This window comes from Variovorax cryoconiti, from assembly GCF_051216395.1.
Taxonomy (GTDB): Bacteria; Pseudomonadota; Gammaproteobacteria; order Burkholderiales; family Burkholderiaceae_C; genus Variovorax.
Window position 1 is genome coordinate 740,694 of record NZ_JBPJZI010000001.1, and the last position, 26,528, is coordinate 767,221.

Below are 26,528 nucleotides of genomic sequence, written 5' to 3' on the forward strand. Positions count from 1 at the left end.
CGATGGCGAAGTACCGCGTGCAGGGCCCAGACGGGGCGATCCATGTGTTCGAGGGCCCTGAGGGCGCCAGCCAGGCCGACGTTCTCGCGTTCGCGCAGCAGCAGTTCGGTAAGCCAACGGCGTCCCCTGCCGCAGCGCCCGCCGCGCCGGCATTCGAAGACCCCGGCGTCCTGAAGGCCGGCGTCATTGGCGCCGGCAAGACTTTCGACAGCATGCTCGACGGCCTGACGCAGATGTGGCTGGCTTCGCGCGGCGAGACGTCCGCGATGGGCGGCTTGAAGCAGAACGTCGACGAGAAGGCCGCGATCTACAAGCCCCTCGCAGACGCGCACCCGATCGCGACGGCGGTCGGCGAGGCCGCGCCCGGCATGGTGATTCCGGTTGGCGGCGGCGCGACAGCTGTCGGAACGGGGTTGCGGCTGGCGGCTGCTGGCGGAATTCCGGGCGCTCTGGAATACGGCAGCGCTGGTGAGCGCGCAGGCCGCGCAGCATTCGGCGCGACGGCTGGTGTGGTTGGTGGCCAGGTGCTGCCCGCTGCAGGTCGGGCGGTACTCGAGGCTGTGCCCGCCATTGGCCGCACCGCCAAGGCCCTGACCGAGCCGCTGTACGCCAGTGGTCGTGAGGCCATCGCAGGGCGCACGCTGGCGCGCGCGGCGGGCGAGGGCGCGCAGGACGTGGCCCAGCGCTTGAGCAACGCCGCCGAACTCGTTCCGGGCTCGCTGCCAACGGCCGCACAGGTTGCCGAGAACGGCGGCATCGCGGCGCTCGAGCGAAGCGTCGCTGCAGCGCAGCCCGCGGCTTTTGCAGAACGTGGGATGCAGCAGGCGGCATCGCGCACGCAGGCGCTGCGCGGCATTGCACAGGACGACACCGCGCGCGCTGCAGCGGTGGCCGCCCGCGAGGCTGCGACCAGCCCGCTGTACGCACAGGCCACCCGAGCGAACTACACCGTCGACCCTGCTCTGGAGCGTCTGCTTCAGACTCCCGCCATGCAGCAGGCGCTCAAGCGCGCCGAGGAGTTGGCGGCCAACAACCAGCGCACGTTCTCTTTCGACGTGCGGAACACCGACCATTTCTCGGGCCTGGCCAACCGGCCAAGCTCGGCGTCGCGCCAGATCACGGGGCAGGGGCTGCAGGACCTGAAGATGGCGGTGGACGCCATGCTTACCGATCCGGCGTCGGGCTACGCAGGCTCGGCCGGCAATTCGGTGAAGGCGCTGCGCGGCCAGCTACTCAACTGGATGGAGGGAGCGAATCCCGCATACCGCACCGCGCGAACCACCTTTGCCGATATGTCCAAGCCGATCGGCCAGATGGACGTCGGCAAGAAGCTCCTGACTGACCTTGAGCCCGCGCTGAACGACTTCGGCGGCCTTGCCAGCGAGACAGCCAGCAAGTTCGCGAACGCCATGCGCAACGCCGACCAGACCGCGATCAAGGCCACGAAGTTCAAGGGCGCGGGAATGCGGGACCTGATGACGCCCGACCAGATGGGCGCACTCGAAGGGATCGCTGGCGACCTGGCCCGCAAGACCAATGCGCAGAACCTTGGCCGCGGCCCAGGTTCCGACACGTTCCAGAAACTGTCGATGAGCAACATCGCCCAGCAGTCTGGCGCGCCTGGTGTGGTGGGCGGCGCGCTCAATCTTCCCGGCGTGTCGAAGGTGGCGAAGTTCCTCTACTCGGAGCCCGAGGAGAAGATCCAGTCGCTGCTTGCTCAGGCCCTGCTGGACCCGAAGATTGCCGGAGGTCTGATGTCGCGAACCCCCGCCGCAGTCAAGCCGATCTCAGCGGCAAATCTACTGTTCGCCAATCCGACGCGGCCCGCGCAATTGCTGGGCGGCGCTGCTGGTCTTTCGACGGCCAATCTGCTTTCCCAGTAGCGCGGAGGTGCGCGGGTAGCGTGCGCGAAAGCGGGGATAGACCTTGCGCTTCAGCCACCCCTCGAACACATTCACGCCTAGCCAAAACAGCGGGCCGATGACGCCGACGACGAGGCCCGTGGCAAGGAACTGGGTGGCATCCATCCTTCAAGTGTAGGTGGATTCAGGGAAAAAACTTCTTTCCTGAGGCGGCCCAATCAGGCGATGCAGGCCCCACCATATTTGCGCAGCGCCGACTTCTCCGCCGATGAGCGGAGCAACGTGGGCGGCCGTTCGACGGTGCGCACCGACCAGGTCGACGCCGAGCTGGACAACGTGTCGACCTCGATCGTTGCGCTATGCACGAACCTGGCGCTGATTCAGCGTGATGACGGCAAGCTGCGTGATGCGCTGGTTGAGCTCTACAACCTGTCGACCACCGCTCGAGTCGCCTTGATGGCGAAGCTCAACCCGCGTGGTCTGTGGGCCACCGCACAGAGCTATGCGGTGTCTGATCTCGTTGACGTCGGCGGCGTCTCCTACGTCTGCGCCATTGCACACACCAGCACGGTGTTCGCGACCGACTACGCCGCCGGCCGTTGGCAGATCTTCATCACCGCAGCCACCGCCGCGGGCCTCCCCTTTACCCCCACAACGACGATCACCGCGAACACCGCACAAGCGGCAATCGAAGAGGTCGACGCCAACCTGCGCGCGGCGGCAATGCCGACGCACGCCTTCAATTTCGGAGGCCTCTGATGGCTGCATCTGCTTCGTTCGTCGCTACCCCCAAGACCCCTGTTGTTGTCTTCGCCAACGCAGACGGCACCACCTTCAAAACCATCGCCACGGGCGGCACGCTGGGCACGCGCATCGATTCCATCTCAGCCAGCAACGGCGACGCTGCGACCGCGAACGTGCTGCAACTTGCGGTGCAGGTTTCCGGCGTCGACTATGTGCTGGGCGAGGTTCCCATCCCGATCGGCGCGGGCACCAACGGCACCACGAAGTCGGTAGCGGTGCTCAACCCCGCCGACATCCCCGCACTGCAGTACAGCGAGAGCGGCGCGCTGTGGCTCGCATCCGGCGCCACGCTGCGAGCGCGTGTGAAGACGGCTGTCGCCGGCGCGAACCTGGTGCACCTGATCGGCGTTGCCGTCGGGGACTATTGAGATGCAGGCCGGTCTCGCGGCGCGACCGCTGACGAAGGGGCGCCTTCCTGTGCGAGCGGTGGTGGACAGCGCCTATGCCGCGTACACCGGTCACGCCGCATTCACTGGGATCATCCCGCTGGACAACACGATTCCTCAGATCGGCGAGGGCGATCAGATCCTTAGCCTGTCGTTCACGCCGAAGTCTGTGACCAACAAGCTTCGCTTGCGTTTTCGCGCGACTGCCAGCGTCACCAACCTGAACAACGTCATCGCGGCGATCTTCGTCGGCACCGGTGCGAACGCTGTCGCCGCGGCCGTTTACACCAACGCGGCGCCGAACTACTTCGGGCAGCTGGTGTTGGAGGCCGAAGTCCCGGTCGGCACTTCTGGCGCGATCACCATCCAAGTGCGCATGGGTCTGAGCAGCGCGGGCACCTACGGTCTGAACGATCAGGCAGGTAGCGGCCCCATCTTCGGCGGCGCAACGGCGGCCACGCTGGTTGTTGAAGAACTGACCCCGTAGCTGGAGCTGTGATGCGCTACCTCTACCAAGCCCTACGCGCCCGCATAGCTGACTGGCTCGCATCAATCTGGGCCAAGCTCCGCGCGCGCAACACGGGGGACAAGCAATGAGCCAGGAAACGCAACCCGGTGACCTGCCTCGGGTCACCCGAATCATCGACATGAAACTGCCGCTGACTTGGCTCCTTGGGTGCGCCTTCGCCATCGCAGCAGCATTCGCAAGCATGTACTTCAAGCTGGGCCAGCTCGGCGAGGACATGACGGACCTGAAGATTTCGGTGAAGGCCGGCAACAACCAGGCCAGCACCGTGCAGGGTGAGTTGGCGATCCTGAAATTCAGGATCGAGAACCTCGAATCCGACAAAAGGAGTGCTCGATGAACTTCAACGACGCATTCGACCGCTTGATGGGCCATGAGGGCGGCTACGTCAATCACCCTGCCGATCCCGGCGGCGAGACCATGTGGGGCGTTACCAAGCGCGTGGCCGTGACCTATGGCCACAACGGCCCCATGCGCGAACTGCCGCGCGACACGGCCAAACAGATCTACCGCACGCAGTACTGGGACGCCCTGCAGGCCGATCAGCTGCCGGACGCCGTGAAATTTGAGGTCTTCGACGCCGCGGTGAACTCGGGTGTGACGCAGGCTGTGAAGTGGCTGCAGCGCGCGGCCGGCGCGACCGCTGATGGCGTGATCGGCGCGAAGACCATCGCAGCGGCGCGCGCGGCCGGCCCTCTAATCGGCGCGCAGTACAACGGCCAGCGCCTGCAGTTCATGACCGACCTCGCCGGGTGGCCGAACTTCGGCAAGGGCTGGGCACGGCGCATCGCGGCGAACCTGCTGCGACTGGAGGCGTGATGGCTGACTGGAAAGACGTAATCGGCACCGTGGCCCCTGGCCTGGCCACCATCCTCGGGGGCCCGTTCGCCGGTGCAGCGGTCAAGGTGATCGCCGACAAGGTGCTCGGGCGGCCTGATGCCAGCGAAGCCGATGTCGCCGCGGCGCTCGCGTCCGGCACGCTGAGCGGCGACCAGATCGTCGCGCTGAAGGCCGCGGAGACCTCTCTGGCCGTGGAGATGGCCAAGGTCGACCAAGCGCGCGAGGCGGCCGGCATCGAGGACACGAAGAGCGCGCGCCAGCAGACCGTCAACCTCGCCAGCGTGGGCAGCTCCATCGCGTGGGGCGCACCGGTGGTGTCCACGCTCATCGTGGCCGGCTTCTTCTTCTGCATCTACCGGCTCTTCATCGTGCCGGCGGACCTGCCGAACAACGCCTTCCAGCTGCTCAACGTGATGTTCGGCGGCCTGTCGATCGCGTTCGGCCAAGTGTGCAACTACTGGCTCGGCTCGTCGGCGGGTTCGAAGCGGGCAGGGGATTCACTGCGAAAGATCGCCGAGCAACCTGCGGCCCGGTAGTTTGCCGACGCGCTGATCTTGAGTATTACTTTCGTGGTCTTGCGGGGCTATTTGTTACTGATCATGATTCTCAGTAACAAAAAAGGAGTGAGGTATGCGGAAGTCAATTGCTCATATTCTGAGCGGCCTGTTGTTAGCTTTCTTCAGTTTGACGGCGGGCGCAGTGGACATTGCGCCCAACACCCAGCTGGTCACTGGGCAGTACTACTACAGCCCTCAGGGCAAGTACTTCCTCGTGATGCAGGGCGACGGGAACCTTGTCTACTACCGCGCCAACGGCACTGCGCGCTGGAACACACAGACCCAGGCCTATCCAGGCGCGTGGGCCGTCATGCAGGGGGATGGCAACTTCGCGATTTATACCGCTGGCGGACAACACATCTGGAGTGCCGGAGTGCAAAGTGCAGGCGCCTATCTCGGTCTGCAGGATGATGGCAACCTTGTCATTCGTCGTGCGAGCGATCAGGCGGCGCTTTGGCACATCGGCGGTGATGTGGCCCCGCCGCAACCAGACATCGAAATCTGCGACAACCAAGGCATCCCCGCCGGTCACGCTGTTGTTCGCCGTTTCACCGGCAATACGTGCCGTGGCCTCAATGGTTCTTACAGTCGCGCAACGCGGACAGTGAAGCCCCTCATCTCGCCTATGAACGTCTGTCGGGAGACGAACCTCCCTCAAGGATGGGTAGTGACCGCAATGGCGACCACGACCGACTGCATCAACAGCACCTTCACGGACTTCGCAAGGGAGACTTGGACCATCGCGGTGCCAAGTTCGCCCATGCGGGTCTGCAGCAGGACGGTGATACCAGCGGGGTATGTCGTCACGGGCGCAGCTACGGACGTGAACTGTGCGCATGCAGACTTCAGCTCCACCTATGCTGGCTATGACATCAAGATCCCCGGGCAGCATGAGCAGGTGGTGTGTTCGTGGAGCCCAATCCCTCCGGGATACAGCATCACCAACACTTTTTCCTGGGCTCCGTGCTCTGGCGGGACCACTGCCTCGCTCAATGCCGTGAGCATCACCAGAAACTAGGATCGAGCGGCATCGCGACCTCGACCACCCTGACACCCCTTGCACTCGCAGCACGGCCCCTGGCGCTTCGGCGCTGTGGCCTCCGATGCCCTAGCCGATGCAGCCTTGTCACAGGCGTGGGCGTCATTGAACTGACTTTGGCGCTGCCTATACTCGCGGCGACGGCCGATCGCAGCGCTGGTAGAGGGCCTTGAAAAGGGCAGCCCCTCACGACGTGAGGTCCTCGAAGCTGCGGGCCGTCACCATTTTCAAATGCCGCAGCGAGTGCGGCATTTTGCGTTCCGGACCGCGTTGTTGCATGGCTGCGGCTCCAGGCGAAGGGGGGCTCATCGCATGCGAGCGGTAACCTGTTGAGCACCTGACTGCCGCCCTCCTTTCCTGGCGCTTTGGCGCTGGGGCCATTCTCGTTTGTGGTCCGGCTACAGGCCGAGCGCGACCTGCCCGCCGTCGACCGCGACCAGATAGCCGGGTGCCCCAGCGACTTCCTCGATCGCCACGCCCATGAAATGCGCGTCATGGATCTCGTGACCCGGATCTCGGCTGATGTTGCGCAGGCGCATGAATGTGCCGCGCTGTTCCGGCGACAGCACTAGCTTCTGTGGGTACTTCATGTCGTGCGCCTTCCAATGCGCCGAGATTGCCTTGGTGACAGCGTCGTAGATGTTGCTCATGGATGCATTGTCGCGGGCGACATCGGCTGCACGACGTCATCCATCTCGCGCGGCTTGCACCACCAGACCTGGGGTACGCTCGGCGCCTGATAGGCCTGTTGCTCCTCCTGCCCGTAGATCAGGATGCCCCCGCGCTCGATCTTCTTGACGTGAGCGTGCACCAGCGGCTCGATGACGTCGATCAGGATCTCGGGGCTTCGGAACAGCCGAGCCGTGGTCTGCGGGTAAAACTTGCGCGAGTCCTGGCTCATGAACAGCCAGCCGACTACAGAGAGCTTTGGGACGACCTCGCGCGGCAACTTCATGCCGGCTTGGCGCAGCACGAACACAGTGCAGAGCACGGCTAGAAGGGAACGTCGTCATGCGTGATGAACGCGCGGATGTCGACGGAGGCCGCAGTGCTTGGATAGATGTCCTCGCGGTACTCGCCTGCCTCGGGGAACAGGCGTCGGGCCACTTCGGCAGGGTGCTCATCTCCGTGCTTCGCCGCGACTGCCGCGCCGAAGACTTCGAACCCGGCCATGCACAGGGACCGCTTCGTTTCAAGCTCGTCCCAGGTCAGTGCGAAGACATGGACCCAGGCTTCTTGTCCTGAGAGGTCGCGGCCGAGGAAAGAAATTGGGGTTGGTGGTTGCCACATGGTCAGCTCCTTGTGACTGCCCATCCTAGCAAAGCACTGTATGTGCATCCAGTGAATCCGACGAATGGCGCGTCTCGGTGTGAGATCGATGTAGGGCGCGTCCGAACGCCGTCTGATCTATATCGCTACAGGGAGACAGCCTGCGGGTGAATACAAATCGGTCTCATGAACCGCCGACAGCAGCTGATCGACACCATCCAATCGCTCTCCTTGGATGAAGGAACTCGACAGCCCGCGGCATCTGCTTGGCTCGCCGATCAAGATGAAAAGGCAAAGCAGCGCCGGGAAAAAGATCCCGGGCAGCCCTCAGGGCATGACTACCAGGACACATCGCCCAAGCCGGACGACTGAGCCGGAAACCTTGCTCAGATCAGGCTCGGGGTCTCCCCCTTCTTGGGTGGCGGCGGTTCGGGCGTCGCGGTCAGCTGGTCAGCTGGGTATTGGCGGATGAAGTCTTTCGAGTTCGCGGTCGTTGCATCGAGCCACGCTTCGTACAGCCCCTCCGACAAGATCACGACCATGCGCTTGTCCTGCATCTCAGGCGGGCGCTTCGGGTCCGGCCGGTGCATGTACTTCATCAGGTCGTGATCGTCCGCGTTGAGGGTCAGCATCGTGAAGGTGTTGACCCATTCGCCTTCGGGCGACTTCCACGGCTGCCACAGGCCGGCCACGCCGAGCGTGCCGCCGTCGGCCGCGGTAAATCGGGTCGGGATGTGCGTGCCGGTGCGCCAATCGGGCTCGTAGATGGCCTCGCAGGGCACGACGCAGTGCCGAGCCTTCGCCCAGGCACCCTTGAAGCTGGCCAGCGTGGCGACCGTCTCTGAGCGGGCGTTGTACGTGCGGGTGCCGTACTTCACCTCCTTGGCGAAGCCGGGCAGCAGGCCGAAGCGCGCCTCCACCACCTCGAAGTCGGGCACCGCTTCATCGCCGGCATCCCGCCCAGGCGGCCGGCGGACGATGGGCGCGAACTGGGTGGGGTAGACGTGCAGTCCGCCGCTGCCGCGGGGCGGCTCCCAAGCCGGGGGCAACTTGATGCCGAAGCGCTTCTCGTAAAAGTGCCGGCGTTTTTCTGCCTGATAGTGGCTGCACATAGAGGAAGTCTGCTGTCAGGCCATTGAATGTGTCCCTAGCAACGGCGCGCCCGCGTAGGGAAAACGCGCGCCTTGGCTTTCAACAATTCACCCCGCTTGGCACCCATGCGCGCTGGGTTCTATAAACTTCCTCCATGCCACACCGTATCCCTGCCACGTTGAGGCAACTCCACGCGTTGGAAGCTCTGGGGATTGCAGTACCGCCGAAGCCACACCTCGGTTTTTCGAGCAACCTGCTCAAGGGCAGACCGTGCACGCCAGATGAGCGTGCGCTGGACGTTGAGTATCAACGGCAACTGGACGCGTGGATTTCACAGGTCGAGGACCTGTATGACAGGCACGTCCCTCAGAAAACAGCGTAGCTGCGGCGCAGCTAAGGCGGCGGATACGGCTTGACTTGGCGGACAAGGAAAAAGCCCGCCGAAGCGGGCTAAGCCGGGTTGCCCCGGCACGGGAGTATGCCGGTGGTTAGGCGGCGCAACATCATACGGCGACCCGAAGAACCGACGCAGTATTACTGTCGCAACTTTCGCGGCAAGGCTGGCCCGATGTGACGGCAGCGTTGGACTCGACTAGCGGCCTTGGTTGATGCGATCGGCCCCTCGCTCCGTCAGACAGCTTTTGCCTGCACCATTGATCGCTATGAACCCATTCGATATCAGCCGGGGAGAGGGCGGGGATTCCAGTTTGGCCGCTTTCCCTGCGGTGCTGGCCAGTTTGACAAGTTCGTTCCACTGACTGTCGTTAAGCCGAATTTTTGGTGGCATGTTCGCCTCTGCCGGGAAATGAGCGGGCCGATGTGTCCAGGCTCCGCGCCTATGCCGAGGTCCGGAACACCTGACAAATCCCAATTCCATCCCTCTGAGCCGGATGCGCACAACCTCAATTTTGATGCACTTCGTTTGTCAGGGGTGAAGGGAGAAGTCCGAGGCCCGGCGCCGAGTTAGGCCAGAACCGCCACCCTCATGGGGTGCAAGGGGTCGAAGGTTCGAATCCTTTCACACCGACCAATAAAACGTCCAAGGGCGTCCGGTTTCATCCACCGGACGCCCTTTGTCATTGGGAGAGGGGAAGCGTGGGGTCCGGACTCCACACCGAAATCCAGTGACGCGGAAGCGATGTGAACGACCGTTTCACATGAAGAGTGACTCAATACGCACAAATGTGCGATTGAATGCTAGGGGCGCGCCGGCCATGGTCGCCTCGATGGTGGCTCGAGCAGTCGCAGGCCCCATCGTCCAGTCTGCTGATTTCGTGTCGTTCGATCCACCGCTCGGCCTCCTCCAGCAAGAGGGCTCTTTGAGGGCGTCTTTCCAGCATGGATCGACCCAGAGGCAGGTGACACATGACATCGCCGAGAAACTTGAGTTCGGCGACCTGTTCTTCGGCGCCTGCATCAAGGGGTGCGAAGGACAGCGTCCAATCCCGGGGCAAAGGTATTTCCAGCATCTAACTCTCCCAGCGCCGTGCACGCGACGTGCTGCTGTTCATGGGGCCCATCCTGTTCGACATGTCGCGCGCCCACGGTGCGTTCATGGCCGAGTCCGCTTCAACCGATCGAGGTTGCACCTCGGCGCAATCAAGGCGGCGGCGCGAGGGTAGTGTCGGCAAGTGACAGCGCTGTGAAGGTATCCGACGCGCTGAGAGCAAACTTGCACCGTCGACCCCGGCTTCGTCATGGTTCGGTCATCTGCGGCTCCTAGCATGCCTCGTCGTCCTCGTCGTTCTCGTCGTCCTCGTCGTCCTCATCGCGCCGGTGGGATCTCGCCATCGAAGCTCGACGATGTGCTCGTCGCGTGACTTCCGTTCCTCCTCATGATCCTGCCGCATGGCGCTTACCTTTGCTCTGGCCTGTCGTTTGGTACGGGCCTGTTGCGTGACGGCGGCACTGCTGACTGCATGGCCACCAGCGTGGGCAGACGTTGTGAAAGACTTCGGTGATGCCAGTCCCCAGACGCATTTCGATCTGCCGGCCCAGCCGCTCGAAAAAGCCCTGGCTGAATTCGGCAGGCTCACAGGGCATTCCGTGCTGGTGGACAGCGCGATGACCCGCGGGTTGACGGCTCAAGCTGTGCGTGGCGAGCTTGCCGCGCGGGAGGCGCTGGGGCAGTTGCTGGCCGGCACAGGACTGTCGGCTCGCTACAGCGGTCGCAACGCTTTCACCTTGGTGCCGCAGCCCGAGGGATCCGCGCCAAGCGCGCCCATCCCCTTCGATACGGGAGCGCCTGACGTGCTGGCCCAGGCTGGCATGGGGGCCTCTGCCGTCGCCGAGTTTGCGGGGGCGCTGCAGGCGACGATCATGCAAGCCATGTGCACGGTGCAACCCGCGACGTTCGGACGGTACCGCGCCGTGCTGCAGCTCTGGATCGGCCCGGAAGGTCGTGTGCGTCGCGCTCGCCTTCTCGAGTCGAGCGGGCAGAAGTCTCGCGACGCTGAGCTTCTCGAGCAGGTGCAGCGCCTGTCCATCGGACACGCGCTGCCGCCCGAGCTGCCGCAGCCGCTGACCGTGCTGTTGAGTCCGCGCCCCCATTCCACAGGGCCCTGTGACGCGGCGTCCGCGGCGGGAGACTGAGGACGATGCCCGAGTCGATCAAGGCGGCCATGCGCGCGCTGTTCCTCGCGCGGTATAGCCAGTTCCGCCGACACCTGCACAAGCGCCTGGGGTCGGAAGATCTGGCGAACGATGCGCTGCACGAAACGTATCTGCGCATGGAGGCGATGACGGTGCGCGGCGCCATCCGCTTCCCTTCCGCCTACTTGTTTCGCATTGCACTGAACATCGCCGAGGATCAGCGCAAGAGCGCCACGCGGCTGCTGAGCGTGCCGGACGTCGAGGCACTCTACGAGATGGCGGACGAATTGGCCGATCCCGCTCGGATCGCCGAAGCGCGTGGTGAAATCGACGCGCTCGAGCGCGCCCTGGCCGAGCTGCCGCGTCGGCGCCGCGCCATCGTCGTCGCCGCGCGCGTCGACGAGATGCCGCACCGCGAGATCGCACGTCGCTTCGGGGTGTCGGAGCGCACGATCGAGAAGGAACTGCGCGCGGGGCTCGAACATTGCTGCGAACGTCTCGGCCGTGATTTCATCCAGCGCTTCGGTCCCGGCGCGGGAAAACAGTCTAAGTCGCATGACTGAAGCCCGAGACACCCCCGAGCAGCACCAGCAGGCCATCCGGCGCGAAGCGCAGGCATGGGTCGTCCGGCTCGCGTCGCAACGTGCGACGACCGACGATGCGCAGGCCTTCAAGCGCTGGTGCGCGAGCAGCACGGAGCACGCCTCGGCTTTCGTGGCGGCACGCACCGTCTGGCAGGAGCTGCGACCGGCGGCACAGCGCGCGCAACGAGCAGAGGCGGTCCACGCTGCGCCGCATGGTGCGCAGCGTCCGGGCCGCCGCGCGTTTCTGGGCGCGGCCCTGGCGGCGTCGGCAGCCTATCTGGTCGTGCGTCCGCCGCTGGGGCTCTGGCCGGCCGTCACCGATCTCACGGCCGATTTCCGAACCACCACTGGTGAGCAGATCGAGGTGGTCACGGCCGAGGGCATCGTGATGCAACTGAACACCCGCACCCGTGTCGACCGGCGGCGCGTGGAAGGTGGGGTGGCGGCCCTCGAGTTGCTCGAGGGCGAGGCCGAGATCCGCACCGACATCGACGGTAACGCGCCGATCGTGCAGATGACGGCGGGCGACGGGGTCATCACCGCCGAGCGTGCGCGCTTCAATGTGCGCTTTATTCAAGGCGAGGTCTGCGTGACGTGCCTGGCGGGGCGTGTCGATGTTCGGCGAGGCGGTGCCCGCACCTCGGTCGACGTCGACCGGCAATTCCTGTATGTCGGCACGGCACCGGGTGTGGCACAACGTGCCAACACCGCCGCCGTCAGCGCTTGGCGCCGCGGCCAGCTGGTGTTCGATCAAACGCCGCTGTCCGAAGTTGTCGACGAGGTCAATCGCTATCGCCGGGGCAAGCTGATCCTCACCGACGCCGAGATCGGCCGCAAGCGGGTGCAGGCCAGCTTCTCGATCGATCGGCTCGACGACGTGGTGGCGCTGGTGCGCGACGTCTACCGGCTCGATGTCACGCACCTGCCTGGCGGCATCGTGCTGCTGGGGACGGCCTCCGGCTGACGGGTTGGGCGGGCTTCTCGTTCCGTGAAGCCGCACCTGCTCTGTGAAGATTTCGTGACATGCTGCAGTCGCGTTTCTCTTGTTCTGTCATAGCTCCCGTAGGTCATGACCCAACCCGCTCGCCGGCGTACCGGACGAGGCGCGGATGTGTCGTGACGCAGTCGAGCAACTGAACACGAACAGGTCATTCATGCAACGCAACCCGACGGTCAAGCGCACCAGAAACGCATCCTCATCCTCGTACCGCGCAGGAGCGCGGGGGGCCTCCTTGCGGCGTACGCGGCTGAATCCGATGATGCGCGGCGTGGCCGCCATGCTCGCGGCCGGTGCGGCCTTCGGGGTGGCGGGTAACGCACAGGCACAGCGGGCGTTCAGCGCGGCCTGGATGGCGCAAAAAAATCTCGCTCAAGACGCCGCAGCGGCCACAGGACGGCTGCCCAACGGGCAACTCGCGTCCACCGTCACGAATCCGCTGGCGCAGCAACAGAAGGCCAATGCGCAACTTCAACGATCCATCGGGAACCTCCAGCTGGCGGCCCGCGGGATTGCAGCACAACAGGCTGCACAGGCGGCTGCGCGCCAGGCGGCACTCGCCGGCGCAGCGGATGTTCCCGACGGCTTGTCCGAAGGCGGCCTGGTGGTCGATACGAACAGCCTGACGGCCGGCTGGGCAAACGCCAACGCGCCCAAGCAAGGCCTTTCGGATGGCCGTACGCACGTGACCATCGAGCAGACGGGCGCCCGCGCGATCCTGAGCTGGGAAACGTTCAACGTCGGTCGGAACACCACGGTCGACTTCAAGCAGCAGGCCGACTGGGCGGTGCTCAACCGGGTGAACGATCCGCAGGCGCGGCCGAGCCAGATCCAGGGCCGGATCCAGGCCGATGGCACCGTCATGGTGGTCAATCGCAACGGCATCGTCTTCAGCGGCAGTAGCCAGGTCGACACCCGCAACCTGGCGGCGTCGGCGTTGAACATCAGCGACGCGCAATTCGGCAAGGGTCTGTTCAGCGACGCCCAGGGGTCGGCCTTCATCCCGACCTTCGCCAATGACCTGAGCACCACCGCCAGCACATTCGCGCACAGCGCGGCAACGGCGGGTGTCACGGTCGAGGCCGGTGCGCGCATCGCCACGCATGCGCCGCAGTCGGTGACCGAAGGCGGCGGCTATGTGCTGTTGCTGGGACGCGATGTCCGCAATGCCGGCGAGATCGCCACGCCGTCCGGCCAGACCGTGCTGGGTGCCGGCGATGCCTTCGTGATCCGCAAGGGCCTGGGCACCGATTCGAATCAGAGTTCGACCACGCGAGGCAGTGTGGTGAACCCCTTGCGCAGTACCGGCAGCGAGGCCGGGCAGGTCGTCAACAGCGGTCTGGTGCAGGCCACGACCGGCGACATCACGCTGGTGGGCAAGGACGTGCGGCAGGAGGGCACGCTGGTCGCCACCACCTCGGTCCACACACGCGGCACCCTTCATCTGCTGGCCGACAAGACCGACGCCAAAAGTCAGGTTTCGCTGGGCGAGGGCAGCCTGAGCACTGTGCTGCTCGATGCGAGCGCGGCGACCGCGCTGGACGTGCAGCGCGAGACGCTGATCAAGGACTCGGACAAGGCCGGCGACGGCGTCGTGCACCGGCGTGACCAGTCGCTGGTCCAGATCGACAGCGGCGGCAACGTCGACTTCGCCGGCAACTCGCTGACGCTTGCGACCAGCGGCCAGGTGCTGGTGGACGCGCGGGGCCGCAGCACGGTGCAGGCCGGCGCGGCCATCGACGTTTCGGGCGCAGTGGGGGTGGTCGTGGCGATGGAGGCCAACAACGTCCTCATCAACGTCCAGGGCAACGAGCAACGCGATGCACCGGGCAACCGCGATTCCAAGCTATTGAACAACAGCAACCTCTGGCTGGACCGGCGCGACCTGGTGCTGGTTCCGGCCGGCACCAACGGCTACGAGACCGACCGCTGGTACACCGCGGGCGGTCTGCTCGAGGTAGGGGGCTACCTGGGCGTGACCGGCCACGGCATTGGCGAATGGTCGGCGCAGGGCGGCATCGTTCAATTCGGCGGCGGCGAGCTCGTCACGCGGCTCGGCTCGACCATTAACGTTTCGGGCGGGACGCTGGACGTGCAGACCGGCTACATCAACCAGTCATGGCTCAAGGGCGCCGACGGCCGGCTCTACAACGCCTCGCGTGCGCCGGGCGATCTGCTCTACACCGGCGTCTACAAGGGCTTCGAGACGGAACACGTCCGCTGGGGCAGTGCCGCCGAGGAGTCGTTCTACAGCCCGCTCATCGGGCCGACGCGGCGGTTGGAGAACGGCTACACGGTGGGCCGCGATGCCGGCAAGCTCGTGGTCGCCACGCAGGCGGCGGTGCTCGAGGGCGACGTCGACGGCGCCACCTTCCAGGGCGACCGCCAGACGCGTGGCCGCGATGCCGGCATGGACGGCTACCAGCAGGCGCAAACGGCGATCGCCCGCGGCGCACAGCTTGTGATCGGCAGCCACACGCCGGTGTACGACAAGGAGACCGGACGCCTGCGCAACAGCCCTGCAGCGATCGTGGACGAGGTCCTGATCGGCGACATGCCCGGCGGCGCCAAGCCGGAAAAAGGTCGAATCCAACTCGATGCCGCCTGGCTCAATGGGCTGGAACTGGGTGCCTTGGAGGTGTATGCGCGTGGCGCCGTGGCGGTGGACGAGGCCGTCACGGTGGCGATGGGCGGCAACATCGCGCTGCATGCGACGGAGGTGGCGATCCGCGCCGATCTCACCGCGCGCAGCGGCTCCATTGTCCTGGGCGACATGCTCGTTCATCGCTCCCAAGCGGGAGGCGGCACATGGCTCGAAGAGCCCATCAACCCCACGGTGCCGACCGGACGCACCTTGCAGACGGTGGTGGCCGAAGGCGTGACCTTGGACGCCCGCGGCGTGTGGAGCAACCTGCAACAGGATCCGACCCGCATCGGGGGGCTGCCCTTCGTCGATGGCGGCACGGTGGCGATCCGCAGCAGTGGGAGCGTGATCCTCGAGAAAGACAGCCTGATCGACGTGTCGTCCGGCGCGGCGCAGATGGCCGACGGCTCGCTCAAGGGTGGCAAGGGCGGTAACGTCGACCTGGCCGCCGGTCAGTACGCTGGCTCCGGTGTGCTCGCGTTGGACGGCACATTGCGCGGGTACGGGGTCAAGGGGGGCGGCCAGCTCAATATCGAGCACGGCACGCTGGTCAGCATCGGTGGCGACCTGCCGCAGGCCGTCGAGCGCTTGGAGGCCGGCCAGGCCAGCACGCTGCCGCTGCGGCTGTCGGACGACTACGTCATCGGGGCCGGGCAGGTCATTCCGATCAGTTTCTCGGTCACGATCTCGCGTCTGTTCCCGGGCCAGCCGGTGCCCACCACCGTGCGCCCGATGGTGCAGGAAAGCAGCCCGGTGACGCTGCAGGCGCCCTGGCTCCTGCCGGTCACGGTGGCCACGCAGGGCGGCAAGTACTTCTATGCCGGCACGACCCTGCCTGCCGGCACGGTGCTGGTCACCATCACCGAGCTCAGCACAGGCTATGTGCTGCCGACGGGTGTCTTTCCCAACGGCTTGCCGATCACGCCCTACACGCGCAGCTACCAGGGCGGCAGCGTGGCGGCGACCTCGGTGGTCGTGCCGGCGGGCACGCGCATTCCGGTGGGCAGCCTCTGGCCCGAGACGGTGGCGGTGCAATCCTTTCTGGCGCTCGATACCAGCCTCTTCCAGAGGGGCTTCCGCGACTACAAGGTCACGGGCCAGGACGGCCTCGCCGTCGTCGATGGAGCGCAGCTCTCCGTCGCCATGCCGGTGCTGCGCGCGAATCCCGCGCTGGCGCGCGAACTCGCCGGCGGCGAAGACCCTTCGCTCGTGCTCGAAACGTGGTTGCCGCCCCTGTTGCAGGACGACCCTGCGAAGGCGCGGATGAACCTGCGGGACGGCGCCAGCCTGTCGCTGGTGGCGGGTTCACTGCGGTCCGAGGGCGATGCACTCGTTGGCAAAGGCGCGCGCGTCACCGTCGATCCGGGCGAGACCCTCACGCTCACCGGCAACGCGCAGATCACCATTGAGGGCGAGCTGCAGGCACATGGCGGCCGCATCTCCGTGTTGCCGGGCGCTTTCGGCACGGGCGTCCCGCAGGGCAATCCCAGCGCGCGTTCACTCTGGATCGGCGAGCACGCCGTGCTCGACGTCTCGGGACAGGCCTATGTCGACGTGGACGCGCAGGGGCGACGCTACGGACAGGTGCTTGGCGGTGGTGTCATCGAAGTCGGTGGCAGGAACGACCTGACGTCGCAGAACATCGGCGCGATCAACAGCTTCGTCGTGGTGCGCAAGGGCGCGCGGCTGGATGCGTCCGGTGCGTCCGCCACGCTCGACCTGCCCGGTCTGGGCGAGGTCTTCCTACCCAGCAACGGTGGTGCGATCGCACTGAGCTCGGGCAACGGCCTCTACATCGACGGCGAGCTGCGTGCTGCCGCCGGGGGCGCCGGCGCATCCGGCGGCAGCCTGGCGCTCAACCTCGAGACACCCCTCTACCTGGGCGTCGACCGCTACAGCCTGCTCGGCGCGGCGGTCAGCGATGCAGTGCGTGTGCCGCGCGAACTGGTGCTGGGTCAGACCTATGGGGGCAGTGGGCTGAGCGCCGATTTGAAAGTGGGTGAGTCCCATGCGAGCCTGGCCTACGGCAAGGCGCGCTACGGCGTCGATGCGGTGCATGCCGCCGGCTTCGATACCCTTTCGTTGTACGCCAATGGGTTGCTCAGTTTCGACGGCAACGTCGATCTGCAGATGGGCAACGCGCTGTACGTCACCGCGAGCGCACTCGGCCTGAGCCAGGCCGCGGCACGCGACAGCCAGGTGCACCTGTCGGCGCCGTACCTGCGGCTGGCCGGCAGCGTCCCTCGACAGGGTGACAACACCATCATGCCGAACCCGGTGTTCGGCTCCAAGAACACCAGTGCGGGCAACGGTGCCCTGGGTGTGCCTCAGGTCGCCGAAGACGCGAGGCTGCTGATCGACGGCGGTCTGATCGATGTGGTCGGCGAGCTCGGCATGGGCGCGCGCGGCACCATCGTGCACAACAGCGGAACCCCCTTGAAGGTCGAGCGCGATGCCTTTGGCGACGTCGAGCTGCGAAGCGGCGGCGATCTGCGTCTGCGCGGCGCGGCGCTGTTCTCGCCGGGCGACCTGGTGATGGCGGCCACTCAAATCTACGGCAGCGGCACGGTGGTGGTGGGGCAGCGCAGCGGCATCGACGTCTGGGGCAACACCAGCATCTCGTTCGACCCGGTACGCAGCCTGAACATCGAACGCGTCGGCGACGCGCTGCCACCCATGCCGTACAGCGTGTTCGGCGCGATGAGCTTTTTCTCTGCCACCGTCAACCAGGGTGGCGTGCTGCGCGCGCCGCTGGGCAGCATCACGCTCGGTCGCGCCGACGGCAGCGGCTACACCGGGCAGGTCAACCTGCTGCCGGGCAGCATCACGTCGGTCAGCGCCAACGGCCTGGCCATGCCCTATGGCGGCACGGTCGACGGGTTGAGCTACTACTACGACGACGCGGACGTCAACTACCAGGGCGTGGGCTACGAGCCCAAGGTGCTGTTCAATGCGCACGCCGTGAACGTGCAGGGCGGTGCGGTCATCGATCTGTCCGGCGGCGGCGAGTTGACGGGCGCGGCCTTCCAGAGCGGGCGAGGCGGCTCCACCGATGCACGCCTGCATCCGCTGATGCAGCGATCGAGCGACGGGCGCGGATTCGTGCTCCCGGGCCTGTCCACCAACCCGGTCTACGCCATCGTGCCCGGCGTGCAGGCGGGTCAGGCGCCCGTGGCCCCCGAGAAGGGGGCCGGCGACCCCGCGATCGGTCGCCAGATCACCATCGGCCAAGGCGTGCCGGGCCTGCCCGCAGGCACCTACACGCTGCTGCCTTCGACCTATGCACTGCTGCCGGGCGCCTTCCGTGTCGAGCTCAACGGCCTGGCTGCGAGTGCCGGGGCCTTCGGCACCGGCAGCGCGATGCGCAACGGTTCCTGGAGCACCTCGGCGCGCCTGGGCGTGGCGCAGTCTGGGGCGCAGGACGTGTTGCCGACGCAGGTCGTGCTGACACCGGCCGACACCCTGCGAAGCTATTCGCAATACAACGAGACCAGCTACGCCGACTTCGCAACCGCCCTGGCCGCGCGCGATGGCGTGCCACGCCCCGTGCTGGAGCGCGATGCGAAGGCCGTGCACTTCAACTTCCTGTCGCCCAGCCAGGCCGGCTCGCTCGGCGATGCGCCCGCACTGCGCTTCGACGGCGCGGTGCTCGGCACCGCCGCGGACGGCGGCCACGGGTTGACTGCCGTGGTGTGGAACGCGTCGCGCTACGAGCTGCTGGCCGACGGCGCCGCGGCCACCAGCGGCTTTGATGGTGTGTCGGTGCATGCCGGCAGCCTCAACGCGATCGGTGCTTCCCGCCTGGTCATCGGCGGGCAATTGACGTCGCAATACACCAACCCGCAGACGGGTTCGCACCAGACCGCCAACATCATCAACGTGACGGGCGCGAACACCCGCGACATCGTGATGCGCGCGGGCGCAGAGCTGAATGCCGCCGAAGTGTTCCTGCTGAATGGCCGCATCGATGGCGGCATCGTGCTGGAGCAGGGTGCGACCATCAACACGCTGGGCCGCGGTGCGGCCTCGTACGATGCCAGCCAGGGCTATGCCTACAGCCCGGGCCGCAACGCGATGCTCGCGGTGTCCAACGGCGTGCTCAACATGCTGGCGCCGTTGGGTGCCGACGTGGATGGCAACGGCGCAGGTTCGATCGAGATCGGCGCATGCGCTATTTCGGCAGGCTGCGGTGGCGTCACGCGGCTGTATTCCGAAGGCACCATCACGGCGGCGACCGATAACCGCTTCGTGCTCGGCGACGCGGTGCGCTACGGCACGCGCAACCTCGTGCTCGCCGTGGGCGGCATCAACGTCGGCACCGCGCCGGCATTGGACGATGCCGCGGCGCGCGGCGTGCTGAGGGCCGGTCTCACGCTGAACCAGGACGTGCTCGGCCGCCTGCTGCTGGGTGACAGCAGCGTCGGCGCACCGGCCCTGGAGAACCTGGTGCTCACCGCGCGCGACTCGGTCAGCTTCTTCGGCAACGTGTCGCTGTCGACCATCGACCCGGCCACTGGCCAGTCCGCGCTGGATCGCCTGGTGCTCGGCACGCCGGCCATCTATGGCTATGGCGGTGCGGGCGATACGGCACGCATCCACACCGACACGCTGGTCTGGACCGGTTCACTCGACCCCGCGGGCGGCGTCGTGGCCGGTGGCGCGGGCACCGGCAGCGGACAGCTGACGATCGATGCACGCGAGATCGAGTTCGGCTTCGGCCCCGGCATCCGTGTCGACTCGGTGCGTACGCACGATCGGGTCGCGCTGGGGTTTACTTCCGTCAACCTGAATGCCGGCGAGCGCATCACGGCCAACCACAAGGGCATGTTGTCGGTTTATCAATCGCAAGGACCGTGGAACGACACCACCAAGGCTTTCAACTACAGCGGTGGCCATCTCAGCATCAGCACGCCGCTGATGACCGGCCATGCCGGTTCCGTCAACAGGCTCAGCGCCGGCGGCGACCTTCGCGTGAGCACTCCCACAGGTGCCACGGCCGCCGCGGCCGACAACGCCGCGCTGGCGGGTGCGCTGGGTGCCGAACTGGCGCTGGACAGCAAGGCCGGCAGCCTGGTGCTCGACACCGCCGTGCTGCTGCCGAGCGGCAAGCTCGGCCTCAGCGCGCAGGGCGACGTGCAACTCGCAGATGGCGCGCAAATCGACCTGGCCGGGCGCCGCATCAACTTCTTCGACACCGCCAAGTACAGCTGGGGTGGCGACGTCGTGATCGAGAGTCGAGGCGGCAACATCGCGCAGTCGGAAAATTCCAGGATCGATCTGTCGGCGCGGAACAACCGCGCCGGCAAGCTCACCGCGATCGCGCTGGGCCAGGCGGCCGGCACAGTCGCCTTGGCGGGCGCGATCGAAGGCGGCAGCACGGGTCACTACGACGCGGGTGGCACCGACGTGCCCTTCGCCGCCGGCGCCATTGACGTGCGCGGTCAGCACATCGCCGATTTCGCGGGCTTGAACCAACGTCTTTCCGACGGCGGGGTCGTCGGTGGGCGCAGCTTCCAGCTGAAGCAGGGCGACCTGATCATCGGCAGCGAGGTCAAGGCACGCGAAGTCAACGTGTCGGTCGATGGTGGCCACCTCACCGTCAACGGCACCATCGATGCCGGCGGCGAGCAGGTCGGCAGCATCCGGCTGGCCGGCAAGCAGGGCGTCACGCTCACCGCAGCGGCGGTGCTCGACGCGCACGCCAGCGTGCAGCGCGTGGACAGCTACGGCCAGGCCATCGATGCGCCGAACCGCGCGGTCATCGAGATCGATTCGGGCGACGGCCGTCTCACGCTCGCGAGCGGCGCGCGCATGGATCTGCACGTGGCGGGCGCCAGCCGCAACCAGGGCACCGTCACGCTGAACGCGCCGCGCATCGGCGGCGCCCGCGGCAACGACGTGGACATCGATGCGGCTGGCGCCATCGTCATCAATGGCGCCAAGGCCATCACGGTCAATGCCTTCATCACCGACGCCAGCGCACCGGCCGGGACCGACGTCACGGCCGACGGCCGCACCTACCAGCGGATCGACCAGGCCTGGCTGAACGACCGCCACGACGACAGCACGGTGTTCATCGCCAATGCGCTGGCCAACGGCAGCCTCATGAACGGAAAACTCGCGGGCCTGCGCGGCTACACCTCGCAGTTCCACCTGCGCCCCGGACTGGAGATCGCCAGCAACGCGGCCAACACCGACGGCGACCTGCATGTCGACGGCGACATCGACCTGTCGAAGTACCGCTACGCCAGCGTGAACCCGGCCACGCAGATGACCGCCGCCTATGGCTCGGGCGAGGCCGGCGCGCTGGTGATGCGCGCGGCGGGCAACCTGGACGTGTTCGGCAGCCTCAGCGACGGCTTCGACGGCTCGCGCCTGCACACCACCGCCGACGACAACGGCTGGGTCCTGATCAAGGGTCACCAACCCTGGGGCGCAGACGTGGTCGTGCCACGCGGCGGCCTGGTCACGCTCGCCGCGGACACCTTCTTCCAGTCCGGCAAAGTTCTCAACTACGACCTGCCGATGCAGGCGATGAGCCTGGCCGCGAACACGGTGCTGCCGGCCACGGCCACGCTGAGCGCCCCGTGGAGCCTGGCGGCCGGCACGGTGTTGTCGGGCGCGGTGTTCGATGCATCCGGCAGCCTGCTGCATGCCGCGGGCACCGTGCTGCCGCTGGCAACCACGCTGCCGATGGGCGCGCAGCTGGGTGCGGGCCTGCGTCTGCCGGTGGGCGCGAGGGTGGCCGCCATGACGTGGCCGCGCGGCGTGGCGTTGCCGTTCCCGATGGGGGCGGTGAACGACATGAGCGATGCATGGAACACGCCCAACGGCGTGCAGCTCGCGCAGGACCTGACGCTGCGCAAGGGCTCGCTCATTCCGAGCGACACCGTGGTCAAGCTGCCCGGCGGCGTCGAGATGGTGGACCTGCGTCCACGCGACGCCGACGGCAACCAGGGCCGCAACTGGGCGGTCGCGCCGATGCTGCCTTCGGGCTCGCAGTCGTGGGACGTCACGCTGGTGGGCGGTGCCGAACTGGGTGCGGCCGACCGCCTGACGGTGGCGCGCGGCACCAAGGGCGGCGTGCGATTGTCCGACCTGCACTACGGGCTGGGCAAAGAGGAGGTGCCCGTGCCGGGGACGGGCACGCCGGCAACCTACCGGTGGGCGGCCGATGCGGACGTTGCCACTTGGGAGTTGTATGGGCTCCCACCCGGGACGGTCGTGCCGGGCGAACTGATGACACCGGCGGCCTTGCAGACCTTGTTCGACTATGGTTTTATCACCGAGTCGCCCCTCGAACTGAACGACTGGGGCGTCGGTAACACGGCTTCCGTGGAGACCCCGGCCATCCCGCCGGACATCACGCTGGTGTCGCGCCCCGCACGCGAAGAGCTCTTCAGCGTGCTGCGCACCGGCACGGGCGACCTGCGCATCGTCTCTGGCGCCGACATCCTCACCACGTCGCTCTACGGGGTCTACACCGCCGGCACGCCGTCGGCATCGCTGGCGGCGGCGGGGGCGCCCGACCGCCACGACCAGGCACGCAGCGTCATCTACGACCAGACGCGACTGGGTGCGAAGGGCACGTCCTTCGAGTCGCTCGTCGATGGCGGCAGCCAGAGCCTCTATGCGGCCTGGTATCCCGAAGCCGGCGGCAACCTGTTGCTGCGCGCGCAGGGCGAGGTGATGGGCGACAGCATCGGCCAGCGTGGCGGACAGCGGCGCGAAGAGGCGATCGGCTACTCGGTGGCGCCGCTCACCGGCAGCGCGTCGGTGGGCACCTGGCTGTGGCGTCAGGGCACCGGCAGCGTGGAGACCGGCCCCGACTCAGTGCCGACGGCCTGGTGGATCAACTTCGGCACCTATGTGCCGTCCTTCTTGGACAACGGCGAGGCCCGGTTCGAAGCGATGCCGCGCCTCGTCGGTTTCACCGGCTTCGGCACGCTGGGTGGCGGGAATCTCGTGCTGGAAGCCGGGGGCGATGCCGGCATGCTGACCGGCCGTGGCGATTGGGGCGGGGTGTACGTCAATCGCAGCCAGGGCTTGAACCTGGCCGTGGCCAGCACGGGCCGCATGGCGTCCGATGGCGGCCTGGTGCTCACTGGCGGCGGCGACCTGGACGTCCGCATCGGCGGTGGGCTCAATCCCGATCCGGCGCTGCGGAGCTTCACGGGAAGCAATACCGGCCAGGCTGCCAACACGGCGTATTTGCGCGACAGCCAGCGAGTCGACCTCAATGGCACGCTCGTCAACCTGCGCGGCGCACTGCGGCTCGAGGCGGGGAGCGTCGGTGGCATCGAGCTGCTGTACAGCCGGCAGGACAACAAGGAGTCGCGTGTCTACGGCCTGGCCACGGCCAGTTCCGCCACGGCCAGTGGCGGCCCGGTGCTGGTGCCCGGCGACGCCGGCGTGCGCATCGATGCGCGTGGCGATCTGGTGATCGCCAACGTGGTCGACCCCGGTCGCGTGCCGCAGTTCAACGGCGGCACGCCGTTCCATGCGGACGGGGCGCAGCACGACGGCGGCGGCTTCAGCTGGTTCTCGCTGTGGACGCCGTCCACAGCGGTGGACCTGCTATCCGCGGGCGGCAATCTGACCCCCACCCTGGCCTGGCTGAGCAATGGCCAGGGCGATTCGCGGGCGACAGATGGCGCGAACATCTACCCGTCGATTTTCCGGGCGGCAGCCGCCAGCGGCAGCCTTTACTACGGCTACAAGCCTGCCAACGTGGACAACAGCATCACGCGGCAGCATGTCGTTCTGGCGCCGTCTCCGGTGGATTCGCACTTCGCCGCGACCGGCACCGGCCAGCTCGAGCTGCTGGCCGCCGGCTCCATCTATGCGGGCGGCTTCGGCATTTCGATGTCGGGCGCGGACCCGACCGCATTGCCCAGCCCCTTCAACCCGGGTTTCGTAGGGGATGCCGAAGCCATCTGGTACGGCGCTCGCAAGGTGCACAACGTGAGCAACGAGGCCGTCGCACCGTCGGTGCTGCTCACCTTGGGCACGCAGGGTGGGGGTGGTGGTGGTGGCACGTACCCCCTGTTCTCGTTCACGCCACCGACGGCCTCCGGCTATGTGCACGTGGGGCAGCCACCGGCGCGCTATTACGCGTTGGAAGGCGACATCGTCGGTCTGCGCACCGGTTCCATCGTCTATCGCGGCATCCACACCGGTCAGCCCGGCACCTACGCGACCTGGTACGACGGCGGCGGGCCGGTGGCGATCCGCGCCGGGCGCGACATCGTCAATGCCGGCACCACGCTGGGCAGTTATGACAACCTGGGCAGCACCTATGGCTTCGAGCCGGGCGCACTCGGCTGGGTTACCACGATCAACCGGGGTGATCCAGGCGCACCGCAGAAACCGGACAACCTGATGACCGGCACGGGCCGCGGCAACCTGATCGTGCACAACAGTCCGGACGACGTGTCGGTGGTGCAGGCCGGGCGCGACATCCTCACCAGCACCTTCTACATCACGGGCCCAGGCCTGCTGGACATCAGTGCCGGGCGCAATGTTTACATGGCCGACAAGGCCGAACTGCGCAGCATCGGACCGGTGGCCAACGTGACGCCGGGCGATCGGGGCAGTGGTGCCAGCATTTCGGTCACGGCAGGTGTGGGCTCGCACGGGCCGGAGTGGGCGGCGTTCGCCGCGCGTTACCTCGACCCGGCCAACCAGGCCGACCTGAGGTCGGCCTTCGCCGACCAGCCGGGCAAGGCGCTCAAGATCTACAACGACGGGTTGACGCTGGCGCAGTGGCTGTCGCGCGAGTTCGGCTACCGCGGGGACGAAGCCGGTGCTCAGGCCTTCGTGGCCACGCAGCAGGCGGTGCTCGACGCGGCACGCCAGCAGGCGCTGGCCTCGGGCGGCACGGCGTCCAACCGCGACCTGGCGCGCGAGTTCAAGGTCGAGAGCGGCCTGCATCTGGTCAACTGGTTGAGCGATCGTTTCGGCGGTGCCAACGGCATGGGGCTGCATTTCGACGCTGCAACCATGGACGCGCGCGCCTTTTTCGCGGCACTGCCAAAGGAGCAACAGAGCGCCTTCCTGCGCAATGTCTACTACGCCGAACTCAAGGCGGCTGGCCGCGAATACAACGCCGAGGACGGCAAGCGCTCGGGCAGCTACCTGCGCGGTCGCGAGGCGATTGCCACGCTCTTTCCCACGCAAGACGTCGACGGCAAGACGCTGCACTACGAAGGCGACCTCACGATGTTCAGCAGCGCGCTGTACTACAAGCAGTTCGTCAGCGAACAGGCCCCTCTGCGACGTCCGGAACGCGGCGTGAACTACATCCGCGAGGACGAGTGGGTCGCGCGGGGCAGCCCGGGCTACGACGTTCCTTTCTACAAGGTGCTGGACGCCGGCATGCACACCGACTTTGGTGGCGACATCAGCCTCATGGTGCCGGGCGGACGCGCGCTGGTGGGCGTGGACGGTGGCTTCACGCCGGGCGAAGGTTCGGGCCTGCTCACGCAGGGCGAAGGCGACATCAACATCTATTCGAAAGGCAGCTTGCTGCTGGGCCAGAGCCGCATCTTCACCACCTTCGGCGGAAACATTCTGGCGTGGTCGGCCGAAGGCGACATCAATGCCGGTCGGGGCAGCAAGACCACGGTCGTCTACACGCCGCAGCGACGTGTCTATGACAGCCTGGGCAACGTGGCGCTGTCGCCCACGACACCGAACACCGGCGCCGGCATCGCCACGCTGAACCCGATTCCAGAGGTGCCGCCCGGCGACATCGACCTGATCGCGCCGCTGGGCACCATCGATGCGGGCGAAGCGGGCATCCGTGTGTCGGGCAACGTCAACCTAGCCGCGTTGCAGGTGGTCAATGCCGAGAACATCCAGGTGCAGGGCAAGGCGGTGGGCATTCCGGTGATCGCCTCCGTGAATGTCGGTACGTTGACCAATGCCAGCGCGGCAGCGTCGCAAGCCGCAGTCGCCGCACAGGACGTGATGCAGCGCGAGCGTGCGGCGGCGCGTCAGGCGCTGCCATCGGTCTTCACCGTGCGGGTGCTCGGCTTCGGCAACGACGCCCCCGGTGCGCCGCAAAGCAGCAACGGTGCTCAGGGCGAGAAGCTCTCGTACAACCCCGACAGCGTGGTGCAGTTGCTCGGCGGTGGCGTGCTGACGGCTGCACAGCAGCAGGCCTTGACGCCGAGCGAACGGAGCGCGCTGGCGCGATGAGTGTCAACGAACGAGACAGCCCCGGCTCGACGCTGCGTTGACGCGAGCAACCCTCCCCCCTCTTTGCCATTTGCCATGGCACGGAGGGGGGCAATCGGCCGGTGTCATGGTGCAGACCTTTGGGACACGCAGAA

General features: G+C 66.7%; 17 protein-coding genes. 13 read left to right on the plus strand and 4 right to left on the minus strand.

All coding sequences use genetic code 11. The features are described from left to right. Positions 1 to 2 precede the first annotated feature (2 nt). The 8 genes from ACSFA2_RS03755 (at position 3) to ACSFA2_RS03790 (ending at position 5,993) form a co-directional block, all read left to right on the plus strand. Complete coding sequence (locus ACSFA2_RS03755; RefSeq protein ID WP_435453953.1) at positions 3 to 1,883, plus strand: hypothetical protein; 1,881 nt, start codon at positions 3 to 5, stop codon at positions 1,881 to 1,883. Between the two features lie 204 nt (positions 1,884 to 2,087). Beyond that, on the plus strand, positions 2,088 to 2,621 hold the full coding sequence (locus tag ACSFA2_RS03760) for a hypothetical protein (RefSeq protein ID WP_435453954.1): 534 nt from the start codon (positions 2,088 to 2,090) through the stop codon (positions 2,619 to 2,621). Further along, positions 2,621 to 3,034 (plus strand): hypothetical protein, encoded by a 414-nt coding sequence (locus tag ACSFA2_RS03765; RefSeq protein ID WP_435453955.1) that lies wholly within the window; start codon positions 2,621 to 2,623, stop codon positions 3,032 to 3,034. Before ACSFA2_RS03760 ends, ACSFA2_RS03765 begins: the two co-directional genes overlap by 1 nt. 1 nt (position 3,035) lies before the next feature. After that, positions 3,036 to 3,539 (plus strand): hypothetical protein, encoded by a 504-nt coding sequence (locus ACSFA2_RS03770; protein WP_435453956.1) that lies wholly within the window; start codon positions 3,036 to 3,038, stop codon positions 3,537 to 3,539. 106 nt (positions 3,540 to 3,645) lie between these two features. Beyond that, a complete protein-coding gene (locus ACSFA2_RS03775) occupies positions 3,646 to 3,918 on the plus strand; it encodes a hypothetical protein (RefSeq protein ID WP_435453957.1) in 273 nt (90 codons plus the stop codon). Next, positions 3,915 to 4,397 (plus strand): glycoside hydrolase family 108 protein, encoded by a 483-nt coding sequence (locus ACSFA2_RS03780; RefSeq protein WP_435453958.1) that lies wholly within the window; start codon positions 3,915 to 3,917, stop codon positions 4,395 to 4,397. Before ACSFA2_RS03775 ends, ACSFA2_RS03780 begins: the two co-directional genes overlap by 4 nt. Further along, positions 4,397 to 4,954, plus strand: coding sequence for a hypothetical protein (locus ACSFA2_RS03785; protein WP_435453959.1), 558 nt, complete (start codon positions 4,397 to 4,399; stop codon positions 4,952 to 4,954). Before ACSFA2_RS03780 ends, ACSFA2_RS03785 begins: the two co-directional genes overlap by 1 nt. Positions 4,955 to 5,048: 94 nt before the next feature. After that, entirely contained in the window at positions 5,049 to 5,993 is a 945-nt protein-coding gene (locus ACSFA2_RS03790) for a hypothetical protein (RefSeq protein WP_435453960.1), read from the plus strand. A 419-nt stretch (positions 5,994 to 6,412) separates the two neighbouring features. On the opposite strand, the gene ACSFA2_RS03795 is transcribed toward ACSFA2_RS03790, so the two are convergent. The 3 genes from ACSFA2_RS03795 to ACSFA2_RS03805 are packed head-to-tail and all read right to left on the minus strand — an operon-like array spanning position 6,413 to position 7,304. Beyond that, on the minus strand, positions 6,413 to 6,664 hold the full coding sequence (locus tag ACSFA2_RS03795) for a hypothetical protein (protein WP_435453961.1): 252 nt from the start codon (positions 6,662 to 6,664) through the stop codon (positions 6,413 to 6,415). Continuing rightward, positions 6,661 to 6,993 (minus strand): hypothetical protein, encoded by a 333-nt coding sequence (locus ACSFA2_RS03800; RefSeq protein ID WP_435453962.1) that lies wholly within the window; start codon positions 6,991 to 6,993, stop codon positions 6,661 to 6,663. The genes ACSFA2_RS03795 and ACSFA2_RS03800 overlap by 4 nt, the downstream gene beginning before the upstream one ends. Positions 6,994 to 7,007: 14 nt before the next feature. Continuing rightward, on the minus strand, positions 7,008 to 7,304 hold the full coding sequence (locus ACSFA2_RS03805) for a hypothetical protein (protein ID WP_435453963.1): 297 nt from the start codon (positions 7,302 to 7,304) through the stop codon (positions 7,008 to 7,010). Positions 7,305 to 7,469: 165 nt separating this feature from the next. On the opposite strand from ACSFA2_RS03805, the gene ACSFA2_RS03810 reads away from it, so the two are divergent. Beyond that, the gene (locus ACSFA2_RS03810) at positions 7,470 to 7,655 is read left to right on the plus strand and encodes a hypothetical protein (protein ID WP_435453964.1); all 186 of its coding nucleotides are present in this window, start codon (positions 7,470 to 7,472) and stop codon (positions 7,653 to 7,655) included. 14 nt (positions 7,656 to 7,669) lie between these two features. Here ACSFA2_RS03810 and ACSFA2_RS03815 read toward each other — a convergent pair whose 3' ends face one another. Continuing rightward, positions 7,670 to 8,395 carry an SOS response-associated peptidase gene (locus tag ACSFA2_RS03815; RefSeq protein ID WP_435453965.1) on the minus strand — a complete coding sequence of 242 codons (726 nt, stop codon included), beginning with the start codon at positions 8,393 to 8,395 and terminating at the stop codon, positions 7,670 to 7,672. 1,828 nt (positions 8,396 to 10,223) lie between these two features. Between ACSFA2_RS03815 and ACSFA2_RS03820 the strand changes: the two genes are divergently transcribed. The 4 genes from ACSFA2_RS03820 (at position 10,224) to ACSFA2_RS03835 (ending at position 26,394) form a co-directional block, all read left to right on the plus strand. Next, entirely contained in the window at positions 10,224 to 10,967 is a 744-nt protein-coding gene (locus tag ACSFA2_RS03820) for a secretin and TonB N-terminal domain-containing protein (RefSeq protein ID WP_435453966.1), read from the plus strand. Between the two features lie 5 nt (positions 10,968 to 10,972). Beyond that, positions 10,973 to 11,530 (plus strand): RNA polymerase sigma factor, encoded by a 558-nt coding sequence (locus tag ACSFA2_RS03825; RefSeq protein ID WP_435453967.1) that lies wholly within the window; start codon positions 10,973 to 10,975, stop codon positions 11,528 to 11,530. Further along, complete coding sequence (locus ACSFA2_RS03830; protein WP_435453968.1) at positions 11,472 to 12,515, plus strand: FecR family protein; 1,044 nt, start codon at positions 11,472 to 11,474, stop codon at positions 12,513 to 12,515. The genes ACSFA2_RS03825 and ACSFA2_RS03830 overlap by 59 nt, the downstream gene beginning before the upstream one ends. 295 nt (positions 12,516 to 12,810) lie before the next feature. Then, positions 12,811 to 26,394 (plus strand): filamentous haemagglutinin family protein, encoded by a 13,584-nt coding sequence (locus ACSFA2_RS03835; RefSeq protein WP_435453969.1) that lies wholly within the window; start codon positions 12,811 to 12,813, stop codon positions 26,392 to 26,394. Positions 26,395 to 26,528: the final 134 nt, after the last annotated feature.

What these genes read in the sequence shown, in the direction of transcription:
- ACSFA2_RS03755 (WP_435453953.1), top strand. Translation starts at nt 3, where the DNA reads ATGGCGAAGTACCGCGTGCAGGGCCCAGACGGGGCGATCCATGTGTTC.
- ACSFA2_RS03820 (WP_435453966.1), top strand. Translation starts at nt 10,224, where the DNA reads ATGGCGCTTACCTTTGCTCTGGCCTGTCGTTTGGTACGGGCCTGTTGC.
- ACSFA2_RS03825 (WP_435453967.1), top strand. Translation starts at nt 10,973, where the DNA reads ATGCCCGAGTCGATCAAGGCGGCCATGCGCGCGCTGTTCCTCGCGCGG.
- ACSFA2_RS03795 (WP_435453961.1), bottom strand. Translation starts at nt 6,664, where the DNA reads ATGAGCAACATCTACGACGCTGTCACCAAGGCAATCTCGGCGCATTGG.
- ACSFA2_RS03815 (WP_435453965.1), bottom strand. Translation starts at nt 8,395, where the DNA reads ATGTGCAGCCACTATCAGGCAGAAAAACGCCGGCACTTTTACGAGAAG.
- ACSFA2_RS03805 (WP_435453963.1), bottom strand. Translation starts at nt 7,304, where the DNA reads ATGTGGCAACCACCAACCCCAATTTCTTTCCTCGGCCGCGACCTCTCA.
- ACSFA2_RS03810 (WP_435453964.1), top strand. Translation starts at nt 7,470, where the DNA reads ATGAACCGCCGACAGCAGCTGATCGACACCATCCAATCGCTCTCCTTG.
- ACSFA2_RS03790 (WP_435453960.1), top strand. Translation starts at nt 5,049, where the DNA reads ATGCGGAAGTCAATTGCTCATATTCTGAGCGGCCTGTTGTTAGCTTTC.
- ACSFA2_RS03760 (WP_435453954.1), top strand. Translation starts at nt 2,088, where the DNA reads ATGCAGGCCCCACCATATTTGCGCAGCGCCGACTTCTCCGCCGATGAG.
- ACSFA2_RS03835 (WP_435453969.1), top strand. Translation starts at nt 12,811, where the DNA reads ATGCGCGGCGTGGCCGCCATGCTCGCGGCCGGTGCGGCCTTCGGGGTG.
- ACSFA2_RS03775 (WP_435453957.1), top strand. Translation starts at nt 3,646, where the DNA reads ATGAGCCAGGAAACGCAACCCGGTGACCTGCCTCGGGTCACCCGAATC.
- ACSFA2_RS03785 (WP_435453959.1), top strand. Translation starts at nt 4,397, where the DNA reads ATGGCTGACTGGAAAGACGTAATCGGCACCGTGGCCCCTGGCCTGGCC.
- ACSFA2_RS03765 (WP_435453955.1), top strand. Translation starts at nt 2,621, where the DNA reads ATGGCTGCATCTGCTTCGTTCGTCGCTACCCCCAAGACCCCTGTTGTT.
- ACSFA2_RS03780 (WP_435453958.1), top strand. Translation starts at nt 3,915, where the DNA reads ATGAACTTCAACGACGCATTCGACCGCTTGATGGGCCATGAGGGCGGC.
- ACSFA2_RS03770 (WP_435453956.1), top strand. Translation starts at nt 3,036, where the DNA reads ATGCAGGCCGGTCTCGCGGCGCGACCGCTGACGAAGGGGCGCCTTCCT.